Annotated in this window: 12 protein-coding genes; 1 reads left to right on the forward strand and 11 read right to left on the reverse strand. The window is 44.2% G+C overall.

Translation table 11 applies throughout. From position 1 onward, the window contains the following. The 5 genes from JL57_RS07960 to JL57_RS07980 form a co-directional block, all read right to left on the reverse strand. On the reverse strand, nucleotides 1–1,424 hold a 1,424-nt coding region (locus JL57_RS07960; protein ID WP_034141528.1), incomplete at its 3' end, for a molybdopterin-binding protein. Between the two features lie 40 nt (nucleotides 1,425–1,464). Beyond that, nucleotides 1,465–2,706 (reverse strand): gephyrin-like molybdotransferase Glp, encoded by a 1,242-nt coding sequence (gene glp / locus JL57_RS07965; RefSeq protein ID WP_034141529.1) that lies wholly within the window; start codon nucleotides 2,704–2,706, stop codon nucleotides 1,465–1,467. 21 nt (nucleotides 2,707–2,727) lie between these two features. Continuing rightward, complete coding sequence (locus JL57_RS07970; RefSeq protein ID WP_034141530.1) at nucleotides 2,728–3,423, reverse strand: HesA/MoeB/ThiF family protein; 696 nt, start codon at nucleotides 3,421–3,423, stop codon at nucleotides 2,728–2,730. Further along, nucleotides 3,424–3,648, reverse strand: a complete 225-nt coding sequence (locus JL57_RS07975) for a MoaD/ThiS family protein (protein ID WP_034141531.1) — start codon at nucleotides 3,646–3,648, stop codon at nucleotides 3,424–3,426. It abuts the gene before it with no gap. Nucleotides 3,649–3,977: 329 nt separating this feature from the next. After that, nucleotides 3,978–5,771: an aldehyde ferredoxin oxidoreductase family protein gene (locus JL57_RS07980; RefSeq protein WP_034141532.1), complete on the reverse strand. Its 1,794-nt coding sequence runs from the start codon at nucleotides 5,769–5,771 to the stop codon at nucleotides 3,978–3,980. A gap of 472 nt (nucleotides 5,772–6,243) precedes the next feature. Here JL57_RS07980 and JL57_RS07985 point away from each other — a divergent pair, with 472 nt between their 5' ends. Beyond that, nucleotides 6,244–8,112, forward strand: coding sequence for a sigma-54-dependent Fis family transcriptional regulator (locus JL57_RS07985; RefSeq protein WP_034141533.1), 1,869 nt, complete (start codon nucleotides 6,244–6,246; stop codon nucleotides 8,110–8,112). Between the two features lie 194 nt (nucleotides 8,113–8,306). Here the strand turns inward: JL57_RS07985 and nuoB are convergent, their stop codons facing one another. The 6 genes from nuoB to hyfB are packed head-to-tail and all read right to left on the reverse strand — an operon-like array spanning nucleotide 8,307 to nucleotide 15,814. Continuing rightward, complete coding sequence (gene nuoB, locus JL57_RS07990) at nucleotides 8,307–9,032, reverse strand: NADH-quinone oxidoreductase subunit NuoB (protein WP_034141534.1); 726 nt, start codon at nucleotides 9,030–9,032, stop codon at nucleotides 8,307–8,309. Between the two features lie 42 nt (nucleotides 9,033–9,074). Further along, nucleotides 9,075–10,658 carry an NADH-quinone oxidoreductase subunit C gene (locus JL57_RS07995; protein ID WP_034141535.1) on the reverse strand — a complete coding sequence of 528 codons (1,584 nt, stop codon included), beginning with the start codon at nucleotides 10,656–10,658 and terminating at the stop codon, nucleotides 9,075–9,077. Nucleotides 10,659–10,660: 2 nt separating this feature from the next. Continuing rightward, nucleotides 10,661–12,127 (reverse strand): hydrogenase 4 subunit F, encoded by a 1,467-nt coding sequence (locus tag JL57_RS08000; RefSeq protein ID WP_034141536.1) that lies wholly within the window; start codon nucleotides 12,125–12,127, stop codon nucleotides 10,661–10,663. Nucleotides 12,128–12,131: 4 nt separating this feature from the next. Continuing rightward, nucleotides 12,132–12,791 carry a hydrogenase gene (locus JL57_RS08005; protein ID WP_034141537.1) on the reverse strand — a complete coding sequence of 220 codons (660 nt, stop codon included), beginning with the start codon at nucleotides 12,789–12,791 and terminating at the stop codon, nucleotides 12,132–12,134. Nucleotides 12,792–12,797: 6 nt separating this feature from the next. Then, nucleotides 12,798–13,748: a respiratory chain complex I subunit 1 family protein gene (locus JL57_RS08010; protein ID WP_034141538.1), complete on the reverse strand. Its 951-nt coding sequence runs from the start codon at nucleotides 13,746–13,748 to the stop codon at nucleotides 12,798–12,800. Between the two features lie 11 nt (nucleotides 13,749–13,759). Then, complete coding sequence (gene hyfB / locus JL57_RS08015; protein ID WP_034141539.1) at nucleotides 13,760–15,814, reverse strand: hydrogenase 4 subunit B; 2,055 nt, start codon at nucleotides 15,812–15,814, stop codon at nucleotides 13,760–13,762. Between the last annotated feature and the right edge of the window lie 23 nt (nucleotides 15,815–15,837).

A 15,837-nucleotide genomic window follows, 5' to 3' on the forward strand; every position in this document is an offset into this window, starting at 1 on the left:
AAGAAACGCTGCAAATACGAACGATTGTACTCTCCCGTTTCGGGATCGAGCAAATGAATCCCCGCAAAATGGGCTTCTCCTTTGCGCAGGGATAGAATTCCGGCTAAACTCCCCACGTGAGCTGAGGCAAGTGCTCCGCGCCCGTCCCTAGACTTCATATGACTACTCAAAACATCGAGGGTCAGATCATGGGACCCAATACACACGAGAGTTTCTTCTAGCTCCGAAACAGGGCGCAAGAGATCAACGGGTACGGTTTCTCCCTCATGAAACCCTTCCTGTAAGCGGGGAACCCGGATCATTCCGTCCGCTCTGACTAAACTCATGGTCACTCCTGCACCCCGACTCAGAGGGGCAGCAACCCAACGTTCTCCAACCTTCCCTACCTTAACACGCACAAACTCTTCACTGCCTAATGAGGAAAAAACTTTCTTGCTGATCACAGCATCCAGTCTCGCGGGCAGGCCTTTTGATAAACCCTGCAAGTGATAAACCCAAGGCTCTAGGAACAAATGCGCAGTCAAGTAAGTTGACACCGGGTAACCCGGTATGCCAAAGGTTGGCTTTCCTTGAATCTCTCCTAAGACCACCGGTTTGCCTGGCTTGATGGCTACGCCGTGTAAATACAGTGTCCCATGCTTTTGTACCATATGGGAGGTATAATCATCTCGTCCTTGGGAGGATCCAGCGATGATGACCAGAATATCTTGAGACGCTGCCATTTCAAGAATAGCATTTTCCAATTTTTCAGGTTGATCCGGTGTTATCGGCCAAATCGTAGCCGACCCACCCCATTCTTCGACTAAGGAAGCAAGGACGGTGGAGTTACTATCGACTATCTCTCCCACTTGAAGGACCGCCTCAGGTGGGCAGATTTCATCTCCCGTAGGCAAAATCCCCACTCGCGGCTTACAGCGAACTTCGACGTCGAGAATCCCGGCAGCGAGCAAGGCTCCCTGATCTTGGGGGCGAATGCGATGATGAATGGGGAGAAGTACTTCCCCTTCCACAATGTCCTCTCCTACTGGTCGCACATGATTCCAGGGAACAACGGGAGCTTGAATTAAGATCCCTCGCTCCCCCAATTCCAAAACGTCTTCCAACATGACTACGGCATCCATTCCCTCAGGAACAGGATCTCCTGTATCGACTTGAATGGCTTGGTTTCCAAGTTCTAGCCACCGCGGCTCCCGCTCCGAGATTCCGTGAGTATCCTTGGCTCGAATGGCATAGCCATCCATGGCCGATGCTGCAAAATGGGGTGAACTTCGTCTGGCCCTGACAATCGAACCGGTGATTCTATGGAGTGCTGAACGTACATCTACAAACTCATTCTTCGGAACACAGCGCTCAGCTAGCTTTTCCATCATCAAAGCCAGTCCCTCTTGCCAAGCCTTGTTTTCAAGATATATTTGCCGTTCCACAGTTTACTTGACCTCCTCATACCATTCTATAATTCTATAATTAACGCCAAAGCCGGAAAGCCACTTCTTTACCTGCTTCAATACCTTCAGTATTTATGCGAATATGCACTAACCCATCAGCCAAGACCATCGTTCGAATGAGACCGGACTTTCCTCGAATCGGTTCTACCTTCCATTCGTCTCCGTCAGGTATGAGCTGAACACGAACAAACTCTTCTCGACCACTTCCAGAATATAAATTTTGAGTTAATGTTCCCTTTGGCAAGGGAACAGATTTGGGGTATAAGACAGACCCATCTAGCCATGGACGAATTAATGCTTCAAAAACAATCATTGCTGAAGCGGGATGTCCCGGCAGCCCAAAGATCAGTTTGCCATCCACGACCCCTCCAATTGTAGGCTTGCCTGGTCGAAGAGCTAAACCATGAAATAGTAGTCCCGGCTTTCCTAGTTCACCAATCAGCTGAGCGGACAGATCCCGTGCTCCTACAGAGCTTCCGCCCGAAAGTAAGACAATATCATTTTCCTCTAACATTTGAGTTAATACAGAACGAAGTGCTTCGAGATCATCGTGCACAATACCATAATAACGAGCTTCGGCACCTCCCGCCAGTGCCTGTCCAAGCAGTGTATAGCCATTAATATCCCTTGACTGTCCAGGTTTTGGTTCTTGTTCCGGAGAAATAATTTCATCCCCTGTTGATAAAATTCCTACCCGGAAGCGGGGCAACACTGGTACTTGAAGTATTCCTTGGGATGCAAGGAGTCCCATTTCCTGCGCCCTAATTCGAGTAAATTTCTGAAGGATGACCTCTCCTTCGATCAAGTCTTCCCCAATATCGATCAGATTTTCTCCTGGGGCAACGGCCTTAGTAACCCCATAGAGTTGTTCGCCAAAATGTTCGAGATGTTCAATCATCACGACCGCATCCGCACCCTCAGGCAGCATCCCACCTGTAGGCATTAGTATTCCGGTACCCTGCCCCAAGGGTTCCTTCGGAGCTTCACCCATCCGTACTTCCCCATGACATTGAAGCAACGCTGGCATACTTTCACTCGCTCCAAACGTATCTGCCGCCCGAACGGCCATTCCATCCATCGTGGACTTGCGAAAATGAGGTAATGCGCAGGTGGCAGGAACAGCTTGGGTGAGAATTCGTCCCAGCGAATCAGCCAAAGGAATGGTTTCTACGCGCTGATAATAGGCGAGTACATAGGGCTTTATGATTTCAATTGCTTCAGCCAACGTTTTGACTTTAAACAATTCGCTACTGCTACCCATGGTTCATTACACCTTTCCTGATCAATTGTTGTACTGTATTTCAAATCGTTCAAATTCCATTGTCAGTAAATCAACCTGTAACCAAGCATGGCGCAAGGAGGGCTGGCGTCCGACCAGTAACTTTACCCCTTCTGCCACACTTAGGCTTGCCAAGACAGCTGGCGTAAAAGCAGGATTACCCCACGCACTCTCGACACCTTTATCGGCGCGTCCATATAGCCTCGCAACGCTATGATCTCCGGGCAAGCTAACTCCCAGTTGACCAAACCAACCTGCGATGCTGGCAAAAACCAGTGGTAACTCTATTTGATGACAGACTCGTTCCAAGCCAACCCGTGCTGGCAACGAATCAAGGGCATCGCAGACGAGATCGACTTCCCGAAGTAATTCAGCACCCCTATCTTCTTCAAACCAACCTTTTACGACGTCGACTCGCACCTCAGAATTCACACTTCGCAGTCTCTCCTGAGCGGCTTCCACTTTCCACTGTCCTAGATTGAGTTCTGTAGCCATAATCTGGCGGTTAAGATTGCTAACCTCTAGGCGATCACCATCGATAATGATTAATCGTCCGACCCCGATTCGTGCGAACTCTTCAGCAATGTACCCGCCAAGTCCTCCACAACCCACAATTGCCACAGACGAGGCAGCAAGCTTGAGCTGGTCCTCATCAGACAAGGTTTTCTTATTCCGCCCATAACGACCCTCGAATTTCATTTAACCCCCTCCTACTGGTGGGAAGAGTGCCAGGGTATCTCCATCCTTCAACACAGTGTTTTCCTTAGCATCCTTCCCATTTAGAAGACATATGGCTAATTCCTCAGGTTTAATGTTCAGCGGTTGAATGATATCAAGAACACAAGTTCCTTCAGGAAGATCCATCTCTTCAACCTTAAACCGGCCATCCCGAAACGACGCGAATAATTTAATGGTTACACGCACTTCTGTCTCTCCTTTCAATGATTCGATGGCTACCTATATGCCCAAGTACTTCGAAGGGGGGACCCCAAAAAGGTCCCCCTAAAAAACTCTATGATATTTTACCAAGTTTGCTATAGGATATACTATCGTGAACTACGCTCCATTAAAATGGAGAGCTTCAAGATTCTAGGCAACGAGTGAACATCTCGTTAAACCTATCCATCGTTGGCGTGCCCCAACACAACTACTGAGGTTTCCAAAGAACCCTATATGAATATTATACCATATTTGGTGAATGTATGTTGACAATTATCTCCCCATTAAAATGGGGAGATAATTGTCAAGATGTCCTAAATTCCTAGGTTTTTAAGGGTTTCAGCTGTTGGTACGCCAGCTACATCCCATCCACGTTCAACATAGTACGCAGGTAGAAGCTCCGGTAATCTGTGCACACTTCCTTTTGAAGGACCTGATGGAATTCCATCCTCTAATAAACGTTTTGGCAGTGTGTCATCAGCCATGGTCATTCCGACTCTTAAGTTTTGTAAACGTTCAACGTTCCAAATCCGATCTCCACAAGCCAATAGTTCAGCGTCCGTATAATCGGAACCGGTCACAGCGTTTACGAGCTCAGTGTAATCAGATAGGCCAAGGGCGAAAGAAGTGAACAAGCACAATCCAAGGGAGTCGATGACAGCCGTCAAATCTTGGAAGATCTTAACCCACGTTGTTTTTCCCTCAAGGGAATCCTTATCCAGTTTTTCTGGAAGGCCGATGATTTCCGGAGAAACCATATACCCACGAACGTGACAACCGCCACGGTTACTAGTCGCATATTGAAGACCATGACCTTGGATACCACGAGGGTCATAGGCTGGAAGATCAAGTTTCTTAACCGACATGGACAACTCTGGGACGCCATAGCTTTCTGCCAAGCGATAAGAACCCTGTGCCAATTTAGCTCCAAGGCCTTCAGCATAAGCCATTTTACGCACCCATTCTACCATTCCTTTGCCATTTCCGAACTCCAGTGGTGTCCCCTCAAGCTCTTCTGGCTTAATATATCCGCGTTGTGCCAGTTCCATAGCTGTGGCAATGGTGCAGCCAGCTGAAATCGAGTCCAGCCCATATTTATTACATAAATCATTGGCGGCATGAACTGCATCAAAATCATGGACTCCACAGTCAGCACCAAAGGCCCATGCTGCCTCATACTCAGGTCCAGCGCCTTCGCCGCCTTCCCATTTACTATAGCGACCACAAGCAATCGGACAGCGATAGCAAGCATCTTTTTTGATCAGGTGGTTTGCAGTCATGGTTTCTCCGCTAATTTTATCCGCATCAGGATCATATGCGTCTTGGAAGTTATTTACCGGAAATATTCCGCTTTCATTAACAATGTTAACAAGTACAGCTGTACCGTAGGTTCCAAGTCCTTGGCCAGTTACACCATTTTCCTTGAGTTTTCCCAAAGCCGCGCTTAAGACTTTTTTTATTTCATCCGGATTCGCATTTTCGACCTTTCCTGTTCCACGAACAACAATCGCCTTAAGATTCTTTGATCCCATGACAGCACCCACGCCACTTCGTCCAGCCGCACGGAATTTGTCATTCATGATCGATGCCACCAGAGAAAGATTTTCACCTGCGGGGCCAATGGTTAAGACTTTCGCTTTTTCATCCCCAAATTCCTGCAATACAGCCTCTGTTGTCGCATAAACATCTTTACCCCAGAGATTAGCTGCATCTTTAATTTCCACTTTGTCGTCGTTAATGGCAATATACACAGGTTTAGCTGCTTTGCCTTCCAAGATTACCATATCATAACCAGCAAACTTAAGCTGAGCTCCCCAATATCCCCCTGAGTTCGAAGAGGCAGCAACTCCATTGAGCGGGGATTTTGTCACAACCATATACCGGCCAGACGTTGGAGCGTTTGTTCCTGTGAGTGCTCCCGTAGAAATAAAGATTTTATTTTCGGGAGAAAGAGCATCTACATCTGCTGCGACTTCATCAAAACACATTTTCCCAGCAAGCCCACGCCCACTCAAATATTTCTTCGCAAGTTCCATGTTTAAAGGCTCAGTACTAACATTCCCCTCTGTTAAATTAATGCGCAGAATTTTACCAGCATACCCACCCATGAATCTTCCTCCTCGTTTCTTTTTCTCCGCTAAACATTTCCTTCAGTAATTAAACTTAAAAACTAACCCCAAAGCGGTCTTACTCATTATTATATAGCAATTATCATACCAAATGTTTCAAACTTCAAAATTAAACCAAATTTTAAGAATTAATCTTGCAATTAAAGTTTTAGAATATACTTATTCCAATTAAACCAAACTTAATCTAACTTAAACTAACTAAAACAATCTATTTAACACAAACTATTTAACACTAAATTTTATCCAAAAAAAACTAGATATAAGGTTGTAAGACTACCCAAAATTACTAGTTGTTCCGTTTTCGATCAGTTTTGCCGATACTTACGCTCCAATATGGAACAGTTTTTGCAAGTCTACTTCCAACTAACCTGTTGTTTGATTTATATAAATATGGTATTCTGACAATCATAAGGATAAAGAAAATCTATGCCTAGAAAGGAATGGGTGCGATATGGGGAACCATTGGAATCGTTTTATAAATGGCGAGAGCGTTGAATCCGAAGTCACTCCTTCCATCTTTCGTTCTTGGCAGAGAAGCGTAGAGTTTCAAGTAGACCATTCGCTAATTTCTAATCAGGACATTCTGTCTATTCCACGCCTTAATGAACGCCGAGAGGCTCAAAATTCTCTAATCCGTGCGGGCGAAACTGTTTTGCCTTACATTTTTAGTTTGCTTGGAAGCACGAATTACACCGTTTTGTTGGGGGATAACGATGGCTATATTATGGAAGCTATTGGTGACGCGCCCTTTATGAGTAAAGCCCAAAAGGTGAATTTAAGTCCTGGCGCCAGTTGGAGTGAAGAAATTCGAGGAACCAACGCCATCGGAACTGCTCTCCGTGATAATGCCCCCATCTCCGTCTTCGGTTGGGAGCACTTTGTACACGATAACCATTTCTTAGCCTGCTGGGCTGCCCCGATTCAAAACAGCAAGGGTGCGCCCCTAGGAGTTTTAGATATCAGTGGGGAAGCCAGTCTTGATCGACAAAAGATCTTAACCATCGCGACGATGGGCGCAAGTATGATTGAGAAAAACTTGCGACTTTTTGAGCTAGAGAATGAGCTTAAATTTTACCAAGAAGGAGCCAAGCTAGCTTCCTCACTTTTACAACAAGGATTTCTGTCCATTAATCACGCCGGCATTATTACTAACATCAATGCTCTCGGCGCTGCACTGCTTGGGCGTAGACAAGAAGATATCATCGGACAACTCGCCGTAGACATCTTCAGTACGCCCAAAGGATGGATGTTAAGTGGACATTCTCTGGATCTCCGTTTAAAAGATCACGCCGGGCAAGACATTTCCTCTCGCTTAAATCGTGTGGTCAACGAAGCTGGCCAACCATTAGGTGCCGTTGGAACGCTTCAGCTCGCTCAGGAATCTCCATCCAATACCTTATGGGTAGGAAATAGCCAGCTCTCGCAGCGCACTCTGGCACGAGCCTCGAAAGTTGCCTCAACCCATTCTTCCGTACTCATTCACGGAGAAAGCGGGACAGGTAAGGAAATAATTGCTCGGACAATTCATCAGCTTAGTCCACGTTGCGAAGGGCCATTTGTTGCTTTGAACTGTGCTTCACTATCTTCTACACTGATTGAAAGCGAGTTATTCGGCTATGTTGAGGGTGCCTTCACTGGAGCACGCCGAGGCGGGAAACCCGGGAAATTTGAATTAGCGGACAAGGGGACTATTTTCCTTGACGAAATTGGAGATATGCCCTTGAATGTACAAGCGGCACTCCTTCGAGTACTCCAAGAAAAGGAAGTTACCCGAATCGGGGATACAAAAACTATAAAAATTAATGTAAGGGTCATTACCGCATCGCACAAAGACCTCTGCGAGCTGGTTGAGACAGAACGTTTCCGCTTAGATTTATTTTATCGTCTGAAAGTCGTCACCATAGAATTACCTCCATTGCGTGAACGATCTGAAGACATCAGAGATTTAGTTCCCCATTTCATCCGTAAAGCCTGCGAATCGTTTGGCGGTCCAATCTTGGGGATTCAAGAAGATGTATATTCCCATTTATTAGCGCACACCTGGCCTGGCAATGTCCGGGAGCTAGAGAACTGTATTGAGAGCATGGTTGCTTTAGCAGATAGCTCGATTCTAACCGTAGCAGACTTGCCGGATGAATTTAAGCAGACCGTTTCAAAATCCGAACCCGCTACCGAAACCTTACTAAATCAACAAACCAAACAGACGATCCTCTATGCACTAACCCAAACCAAAGGAAAAATCGCACCAGCCGCTAAAATCTTAGGAATCGGACGCAATACGCTCTATCGCAAGATTAAAGAGCTAGATATTAAATTCTGAAACAAGGGGGTGTCGTAAGCGTGTCATGGGGACGGTCCTTTTAACACACTTTTTCAAGTGTGTAGGGAAAACACTGGGACAGGTTCACTGTTTCGCACGAATTTGTTACAATACTTTTAAGATAAAATAATCCCTGGAAGCCTAATTTCAGCAGGCTCCAGGGATTATTTTTAATTGACGAGAGAAAGTTTGTTTCAAGCTCTGCCAACTGCTTTGAGTAAGCCTTGAATTAAGGCTTGTGGCCGCGGTGGACAACCTGGTATAAAGACATCTACCGGAATAATATTATTAACTCCACCGGAACTAGCATAGCTTTTACCGCAAATACCACCACTGCAAGCACAGGTGCCGACAGCTAAGACAAGTTTCGGTGCGGGGGTAGCTGCAAAGGTCTTATGCACGGCAATTTCTAAGTTTCTGGTTACTGGCCCAGTCACCATCAGCAAATCGGCATGACGAGGAGAAGCCACAAAATCAAAGCCCAGACGTTGTATATCATAAACAGGGCCGGTTAGAGTCGTCATTTCCCAGTCACAGGCATTACAGGACCCTGAATCGAGGTGGCGTATGTGAACTGAATGTTTAAAGGCCTGAACATGAGGAGCTCGAACAACGCTTTCAGCTAATTCAGCTAATTCATATTCCACACCTTGAACCAAGGAATGCTGCTTACAAACATCAACACAATAACCACAAAAAATGCATTTCTTAGGGTCCACTGTCCAAAAAGATTCACTCTTGCTATTCCGCAATTTTATGGCCTTGGTTGGACATACGTCCGAACACTGGCCACAAAGATCGCAACTTTGCTCCTGCCACTCCGGTAGTCCTTGAAAACCAGACGCCGGAACAGTCGGATTTTTAGGATAGTCCGTCGTAACGATACCTGTCTTTAAGCTTTTACTAAAAATCCTCAACATCATGGTCCTCCTTAGTATAAAAACAAGATCGACTCAAACTCCCTATCTATCAAGGCAAGAATAACATAGCTCAAAACTCTTGTTAATTAAAGGAAAATCAGGAATAATATCTTCGGACACAATCAAAGGAATGATCGGCCAATTCACATAAGAGGCTGAACGAACCATATAGCGATAAATAGTTTTATCCTTACCGATCATGATAAAATGTACATTTTCTCCTCGAGGGGACTCCGTCATTCCCACCGCATAATTGTAGGGAATCATTTCCCTACCTAATTGTTGAGTTAATTCTCCCGTCGGCATAGAGAGCAGGATCTGTCGAATGATGTTGATGGATTCATACGTTTCAGCAACACGTACTTTAACCCTAGCTAAAACGTCCCCTTGCTCATAAACTGGCACCTTGAATGAAACGCGGTCATAAGCTGCATAAGGGTGGTCCCTCCGCACATCCCGATCGACGCCCGCAGCCCTTGCTACAGGTCCGACTGCGTGCAAGTCTCTGGCAGTCCGATTCCACAGTATACCGGTAGTCTGAACTCTATCCATATAGGAATTTGTATCAAACATTATTTCTACCAATTCTTTAAATTCTTGCTCTAATTTCTCTAAGGTTACTAAAATAAGGTTGATGTTTTGTATTGAAATGTCCCGTCTTACCCCGCCAGGGGTATTAATCCCCCTCAAGAAACGACTCCCAAAAACTATTTCGTTGAGCTGCATTAACCCTTCTCGCAGTCGTGCTCCATGCATTGTACCGAACGCGAAACCAATACCAGCGCATATGTTTCCGACATCTCCGACGTGGTTATATAAGCGTTCAAGTTCCAAAACAACGGTTCTGATATCCTTGACTCGTGTGGAAATCTCAGTTCCGGAGAGTTTCTCAAGGGCCTGACAATAAGCTGTAGTATGAGAAAATGAACAAGCCCCGCAGATTCGTTCAACGATCGGTAAGACTGCTAAGGGAGTTTTTCCTTCAGCTAGTTTCTCTATTCCCCTATGAGTGTAGAAGAATCTAGCCTCCAAATTTAAGACAGTATCACCCACTGCACTAAATCGGAAATGCCCTGGTTCAATAATTCCTGCATGAATGGGTCCAACAGGAACTTGGATAACCCCTTCTCCCTCAACTCTATCGTACGAAAACTGACCATTTGTCCTGGGAACCTCAATGTCTAAATTAGAATCCTTGCGCAGCGGATACAACCCCTCCGGCCAATCCTCATGTACCGCCAAACGCCGTTTGTCGAGGTGCCCGATAGGATCCAAGCCAAATAGATCCCTTATCTCGCGTTCATACCAATGTGCCGCCGGGACTTCATTCATTATGGAAGGAAATGACGGTTCAACTTCTGCTACACAGACACGCACTACAATCAGAAACTTTTCCTCGTCATTAGCAAATGTATAAAACAAGCGAAACTGGCCTTGGATACTACGTTCATCCGTAGCTGTAAGTTGGATTAAAGGGAACCCCCAATCACGTAATTTTACAGCCAGACTAAGAATTTCGTTTTTATTGATTTCCAGATGAAGTTCATCTACATAGGCCTTAGCGATGATGACCCTTTCCTCAAAGAAATTAGAAATAAGCTCAATAACCCTTTCTTGCCTCATCATTACTAGTTTCCTCCTACAAAAACGGCAGTTACTTGATGGAGAACATTCTGAATAAATACCGGGATATAGACTCCTAAAATAACGACGGGCACCAGTGAAATCAAAACAAGTACTATGGCAAATTTCCCTTGCCCACGCTCGCCCACCTTAACTCGGTTCGGTGGAGTCCCAAGAGCCATATTACTCGTAGCGTAAATAATTCCCGTAAATATTAAGGTTATTAAGATAAGAATTAAACTCGAAACCACATACCTCCCTTGGGCAAAACCTGAACTAAGAATAATAAACTCGCTCATGAAGATACTAAAGGGAGGGGATCCAGCGATAGCTAAGCCCCCAATCACCAAAGCCGGACCCGTTATGGGCATAGTTTTAACTAACCCTTTAATTCTAATAATCCGTTTGGTCCGATAATGTTGACAAACATTACCCACTATGAAAAAGAGCGAAGATTTAGTTAAGGCATGATTAATCATGTGAAGGAAGGCACCATACAGGGCTAATTTACTGCCCAAGCCCACTGCAGCGGCAATAATCCCCATATGCTCAACACTTGAATAAGCGAGCAATCTTTTTATGTCGTGCTGAACAAGAATAAAAGGTAAAGCAACTGCGATTGACAGGACTCCAAAAATTAAGATTAAATTGGACGAAAACTGTGGCCCGAGGGCTTCTGAAACAATCAAGTGAAAACGGATAATACTATAAAAGGCACAATTCAACAAGACTCCTGAAAGCATTGCACTAATTGGAGAAGGAGCTTGGCTATGAGCATCAGGCAACCATGTATGCATCGGAGCTAAACCCGCCTTCGTCCCATAACCCACTAAAACAAAAATGAAAGCAAGTTTAAGTAACTTGGGATCCAGTTGTTGAGCAGCCCGTCTCAGGGTCTGCCAATCTAAAGAACCGCTTTCGCCGGTCACCGAAACTGCCGCATAATGCAAAAGGATAGTTCCGAACAAAGCAAAGATAATTCCCACCGTGCAGATGATGATATATTTCCACGCGGCCTCCAAAGAATTTCGTTTATTGTAAAAACCAACCAGCAAAGCAGTGGCCAGCGTCGTCCCCTCTACAGCTACCCACATAATCCCCAAGTTCGCAGAGACTAGCACGAGAAACATGGTAAAAACAAAGATATACACCGAAAAATAATAATATTTCAAGCGCCTCTCCAACAACTCCCCTTCTCGAATATCATGGGCCAGATAACCTAAAGAATATAAAGCAACCATCAACCCAATGATGGCCACAAGACAAAGAATTAACGAACTTAAAGCATCAATGAAGATAAACTGACCCCAAACCACATTAGAACCCGCAAATACTTGTCGGGCTATGAGCACAGTCGTGAAGACGATCGTTGCCAAGCCCACAATACTTATAGCCCCTAATAGTCTTCTATCCGTGACCATCAGGCATAACAAGGCCATAACTAAGGGTAGAGCAATTAAAATCAATGGCATAAAATCAACCCCGTAAATTCCTTAGATTTTTTCGATCAATGATGTCAAAGCTCTGATTAATTCGGAACACTAACACACCCATGATTAAAACCCCTACCATAATATCCATAAATATTCCTAACTCAATCACTAAAGGCATGCCAATCGTCGTACCGATCCCCGCTAAAAAGATTCCATTTTCCATAACAAATAATCCTACAATTTGCATAATAGGAAATCTCAGATTAATCATCAGGAATAAACCAATCAACATCAAGGAAACAGCCACAGGCAACGCCCCGTGGAGGAGTCCAGACCCTTTCCCAATCACTTGTCCAGTCGCTAAATAAGATATAAAAACCAGACAAACGGCAAAGAGTAAGGTCATCTTCATATTCAAAAAGGATTCAACCTCCCTCTTAATCGCTACTATGTTGACAGCCTTGATGAGCACAACAGGAATTATCACAACTTTCACCACCAACGTTAATACTGCGGCGATATACATTTCATGAATCCCAGTCGTCCAACCCAACGTGGCACTTAAGGCTACAAGTAGGAGGCCTTGAATAATGACGGCCACAATGACTGAATTGAGACGGCGGGCTAAAATGATTAAAAATGTTGTAACTAAGAGTAAGGTGATTAAGAAATTCACAAAACCCTGATAATTTTGCATCTCCATCTTAAATTACCCCCTGAACACAAACTTAGAAACGAGTCCTAACAAGCCGATTAGTAGAGAAGCTAGGAGCAAATCAGGCACCTTAAATAACCTAGCTTTAGCGAAAGAAGTTTCAACAACCGCCATTACCATTCCTATGACTAATAATTTTAAAATGAACATTAAAGTCCCTAAAATCAACGCCCCGATACCCGCCGAGACGAGGACTATTCCCCAAGGGAAAAAGATATTGACCAGCAATGTGAAAATCAAGAACTGTTTAATCGAAACGCTGTAGGATAGCAACGCCAAATTCGTTCCTGAATATTCCAACAGCATTCCTTCATGAAGCATGGTTAACTCCAAATGAGTATCCGGATTATCGACGGGAATTCGTCCAGTTTCTGCAACAGCAACCACAAATAAGGCCACAAAAGACATTAGATGAGCGACCGTTAAGACACCCTCTCCTCCATTGACGACACTTTGTACAATTCCTGTAAGGTTTGATGTTCCCGCAGCAACCGCCATAGTAAAGAGCGGTAACATAAAAGCTGGCTCTGCAATCGCAGCTACGGCCATCTCCCTACTACTGCCCATTCCGCCAAAAGCGCTTCCGGCATCTACGCCTGCTAGAGCCAAGAAAAACCGTGCCAGAGCAAAAAGGTAAACAACAAGAATAAGATCTCCGGTGAAGGCTAATAAACTCTGAGTTACAACAACAGGTACTATAGCAGCTACCACTAACATCGAAGAAAGGTAAATTAGAGGAGTTACCCGGAAAATCCATGAGGTATGCTCAGATACCACGGACTCTTTTTGTAGATACTTATAAAGATCAAAATAGGGTTGAAAAATAGTGGGCCCCTTACGTGTTTGAAAAAAAGCCTTCGTCTTCTTGATTATTCCTGTGAGTAAAGGCGCTAATAATAAAATTAAGCCTATTTGATAAGCACCGATAGCTGCTTCCCGAAGCACACAATCCCCCCCTATCTCGCAAAAATAAGCAGAACAACCAAAGCAGCAAAAATATACCCTAAATAAAGATGAATACTTCCGGATTGTAAGGCTGTAACTTTATCAGCAAATTTAAGAAAAAGTTTGAGCAGCGGTCTATAAAGGTGATCTTCAAAAAAAGGGTTAATGGCCCCTTGAGATTTGATGCGACTTGTAAAATACGGTTTAAGCACAAACTCTTTCTTGGTTTCTCTAGTTGGCTGGAATATCGCGCGAAACATGATACGAATAGGGTGAGAATAGGAGGTCGCAGAATACTCCATTTCAGAGGTGAGATCTGACCCACAATTCCAGGTCTCATCAATTCGAACCTTACTAAACTTAGCAAACTTTTTAATAAATAAAGAAACCAACAGGACACTCAATACCAAAACAACTAGGATCATGGGAGGGGATATGGAATTAGTATTTATAACTGCGACACCCTGCCCCATAATCGGAGGAACATTCAGCCAGCGATACTCACCCAGCAGCGGGATTGTTTCCATGCCTATAAGGCTGAAGGTAACAGGACTTAACAGGTTAATGGCCATAAAAGGCATAACCCCAAAGATCAAGCATAACAAAGCTAAAAGGCCCATCCCTACCAGCATTGTACGAGGTACTTCTTTAGCTTTTTCTGCATTTATACTGCGAGGTATGGCTAGAAACATAATTCCGAAAGCTTTAACAAAGCACGCAGCGGCCAGAGCACCTGTCAAGGCCAAAGCTGCTCCTAGAACTGGTCCTATAATATTCATGGTTGCCCCAAGTTTCGCCGAACCCAAGGCCAATAAAGCTTGGTACGTTAACCACTCGCTGGCAAAACCATTGAAAGGCGGAATACCCGAGATTGCAAGCGAACCAATCAGAAAAAAGAAACCAGTCCAAGGCATTCGTTTTAGAAGCCCACCCATTGCTTCGATATTTCTAGTATGTGTCGCATAATGAACTGCCCCAGCTCCTAAAAAAAGTAAGCCTTTAAAAAGAGCGTGATTTAACACATGAAATAAGCCCGCCGTCAAACCAATCAAAGCAAGATCATTGTAGCCATAACTTTTAAAAACAAGAGCAGCACCGATTCCCATTAAGATAATTCCAATATTCTCCACACTATGATAGGCCAGCAGCCGTTTAATATCATGTTCCATTAAAGCATACATCACACCTAATACGGCCGAGACAGCTCCAATGAACAGGATTAATACCCCCCACCAAACTGATCCAACACCTAAAACGTCAATGACAATTCTAATAAACCCATAAATCGCTGTTTTCAACATAACTCCAGACATTAAGGCCGAAACATTACTTGGCGCAGCTGGATGAGCTTTTGGTAACCAAATATGCAAAGGAATTATTCCTGCCTTAGTCCCAAATCCGAGTGTAACTAGTATAAAAATAACTGTTTTAAGCGTTGGCGAAAGATTATGAGCTAGAGCAGAATATTGAGCGAAAACATAACTGCCAGTTTCTTTATATAAGAGTAAAAAAGCAATCGCAATAAAAGCTGTACCAATATGTGTCATCACAATATAAATAAAACCAGCCCTACGAACTCCATAATCCTGATGTTCAAAGACCACTAAAAAATAGGATACCAACGACATTACTTCCCAGAAAAATAAGAACATAAACGAGTTACTGCTGGATACTAGTGCCAGCATTGAAAGGATAAAAAGGTTATAAAATAACCCTAAAACTCCTACATTTTGTTTGCCAATATAGACACTGACGTAACCATAAGAAAAGACAGACACTGGAAGACTGAGGACTGAGATAACTGTGATAAAAAAAGCCGCTAAAGGATCAAGACTAAATTGAAGGCTAATCCCGAAAACAGACCATGGCAAGATTACGTCTAAGGAGTGCTTAGCCAACAGGAGTGTTGGACCTAAAATTAGTCCTGCCAGGCAAGCAAGGTTGGCAAACGTAAATCCCACCAAAATGCTTAAGCGTGGTTGCTTTTGTAAGACATAAGATAGGAGGGCTCCTAGCAGCAGGGATCCTGACATAACTATAAATAATAATTCAACGAATACTGGCATTTCTACCCCCCTCTAAGTTGAGT

Source organism: Desulfosporosinus sp. BICA1-9, from assembly GCF_000802135.1.

What these genes read in the sequence shown, in the direction of transcription:
- JL57_RS07985 (WP_034141533.1), top strand. Translation starts at nt 6,244, where the DNA reads ATGGGGAACCATTGGAATCGTTTTATAAATGGCGAGAGCGTTGAATCC.
- JL57_RS07980 (WP_034141532.1), bottom strand. Translation starts at nt 5,771, where the DNA reads ATGGGTGGGTATGCTGGTAAAATTCTGCGCATTAATTTAACAGAGGGG.
- hyfB (WP_034141539.1), bottom strand. Translation starts at nt 15,814, where the DNA reads ATGCCAGTATTCGTTGAATTATTATTTATAGTTATGTCAGGATCCCTG.
- JL57_RS07995 (WP_034141535.1), bottom strand. Translation starts at nt 10,658, where the DNA reads ATGATGAGGCAAGAAAGGGTTATTGAGCTTATTTCTAATTTCTTTGAG.
- nuoB (WP_034141534.1), bottom strand. Translation starts at nt 9,032, where the DNA reads ATGTTGAGGATTTTTAGTAAAAGCTTAAAGACAGGTATCGTTACGACG.
- glp (WP_034141529.1), bottom strand. Translation starts at nt 2,706, where the DNA reads ATGGGTAGCAGTAGCGAATTGTTTAAAGTCAAAACGTTGGCTGAAGCA.
- JL57_RS08000 (WP_034141536.1), bottom strand. Translation starts at nt 12,127, where the DNA reads ATGCCATTGATTTTAATTGCTCTACCCTTAGTTATGGCCTTGTTATGC.
- JL57_RS07970 (WP_034141530.1), bottom strand. Translation starts at nt 3,423, where the DNA reads ATGAAATTCGAGGGTCGTTATGGGCGGAATAAGAAAACCTTGTCTGAT.
- JL57_RS08005 (WP_034141537.1), bottom strand. Translation starts at nt 12,791, where the DNA reads ATGGAGATGCAAAATTATCAGGGTTTTGTGAATTTCTTAATCACCTTA.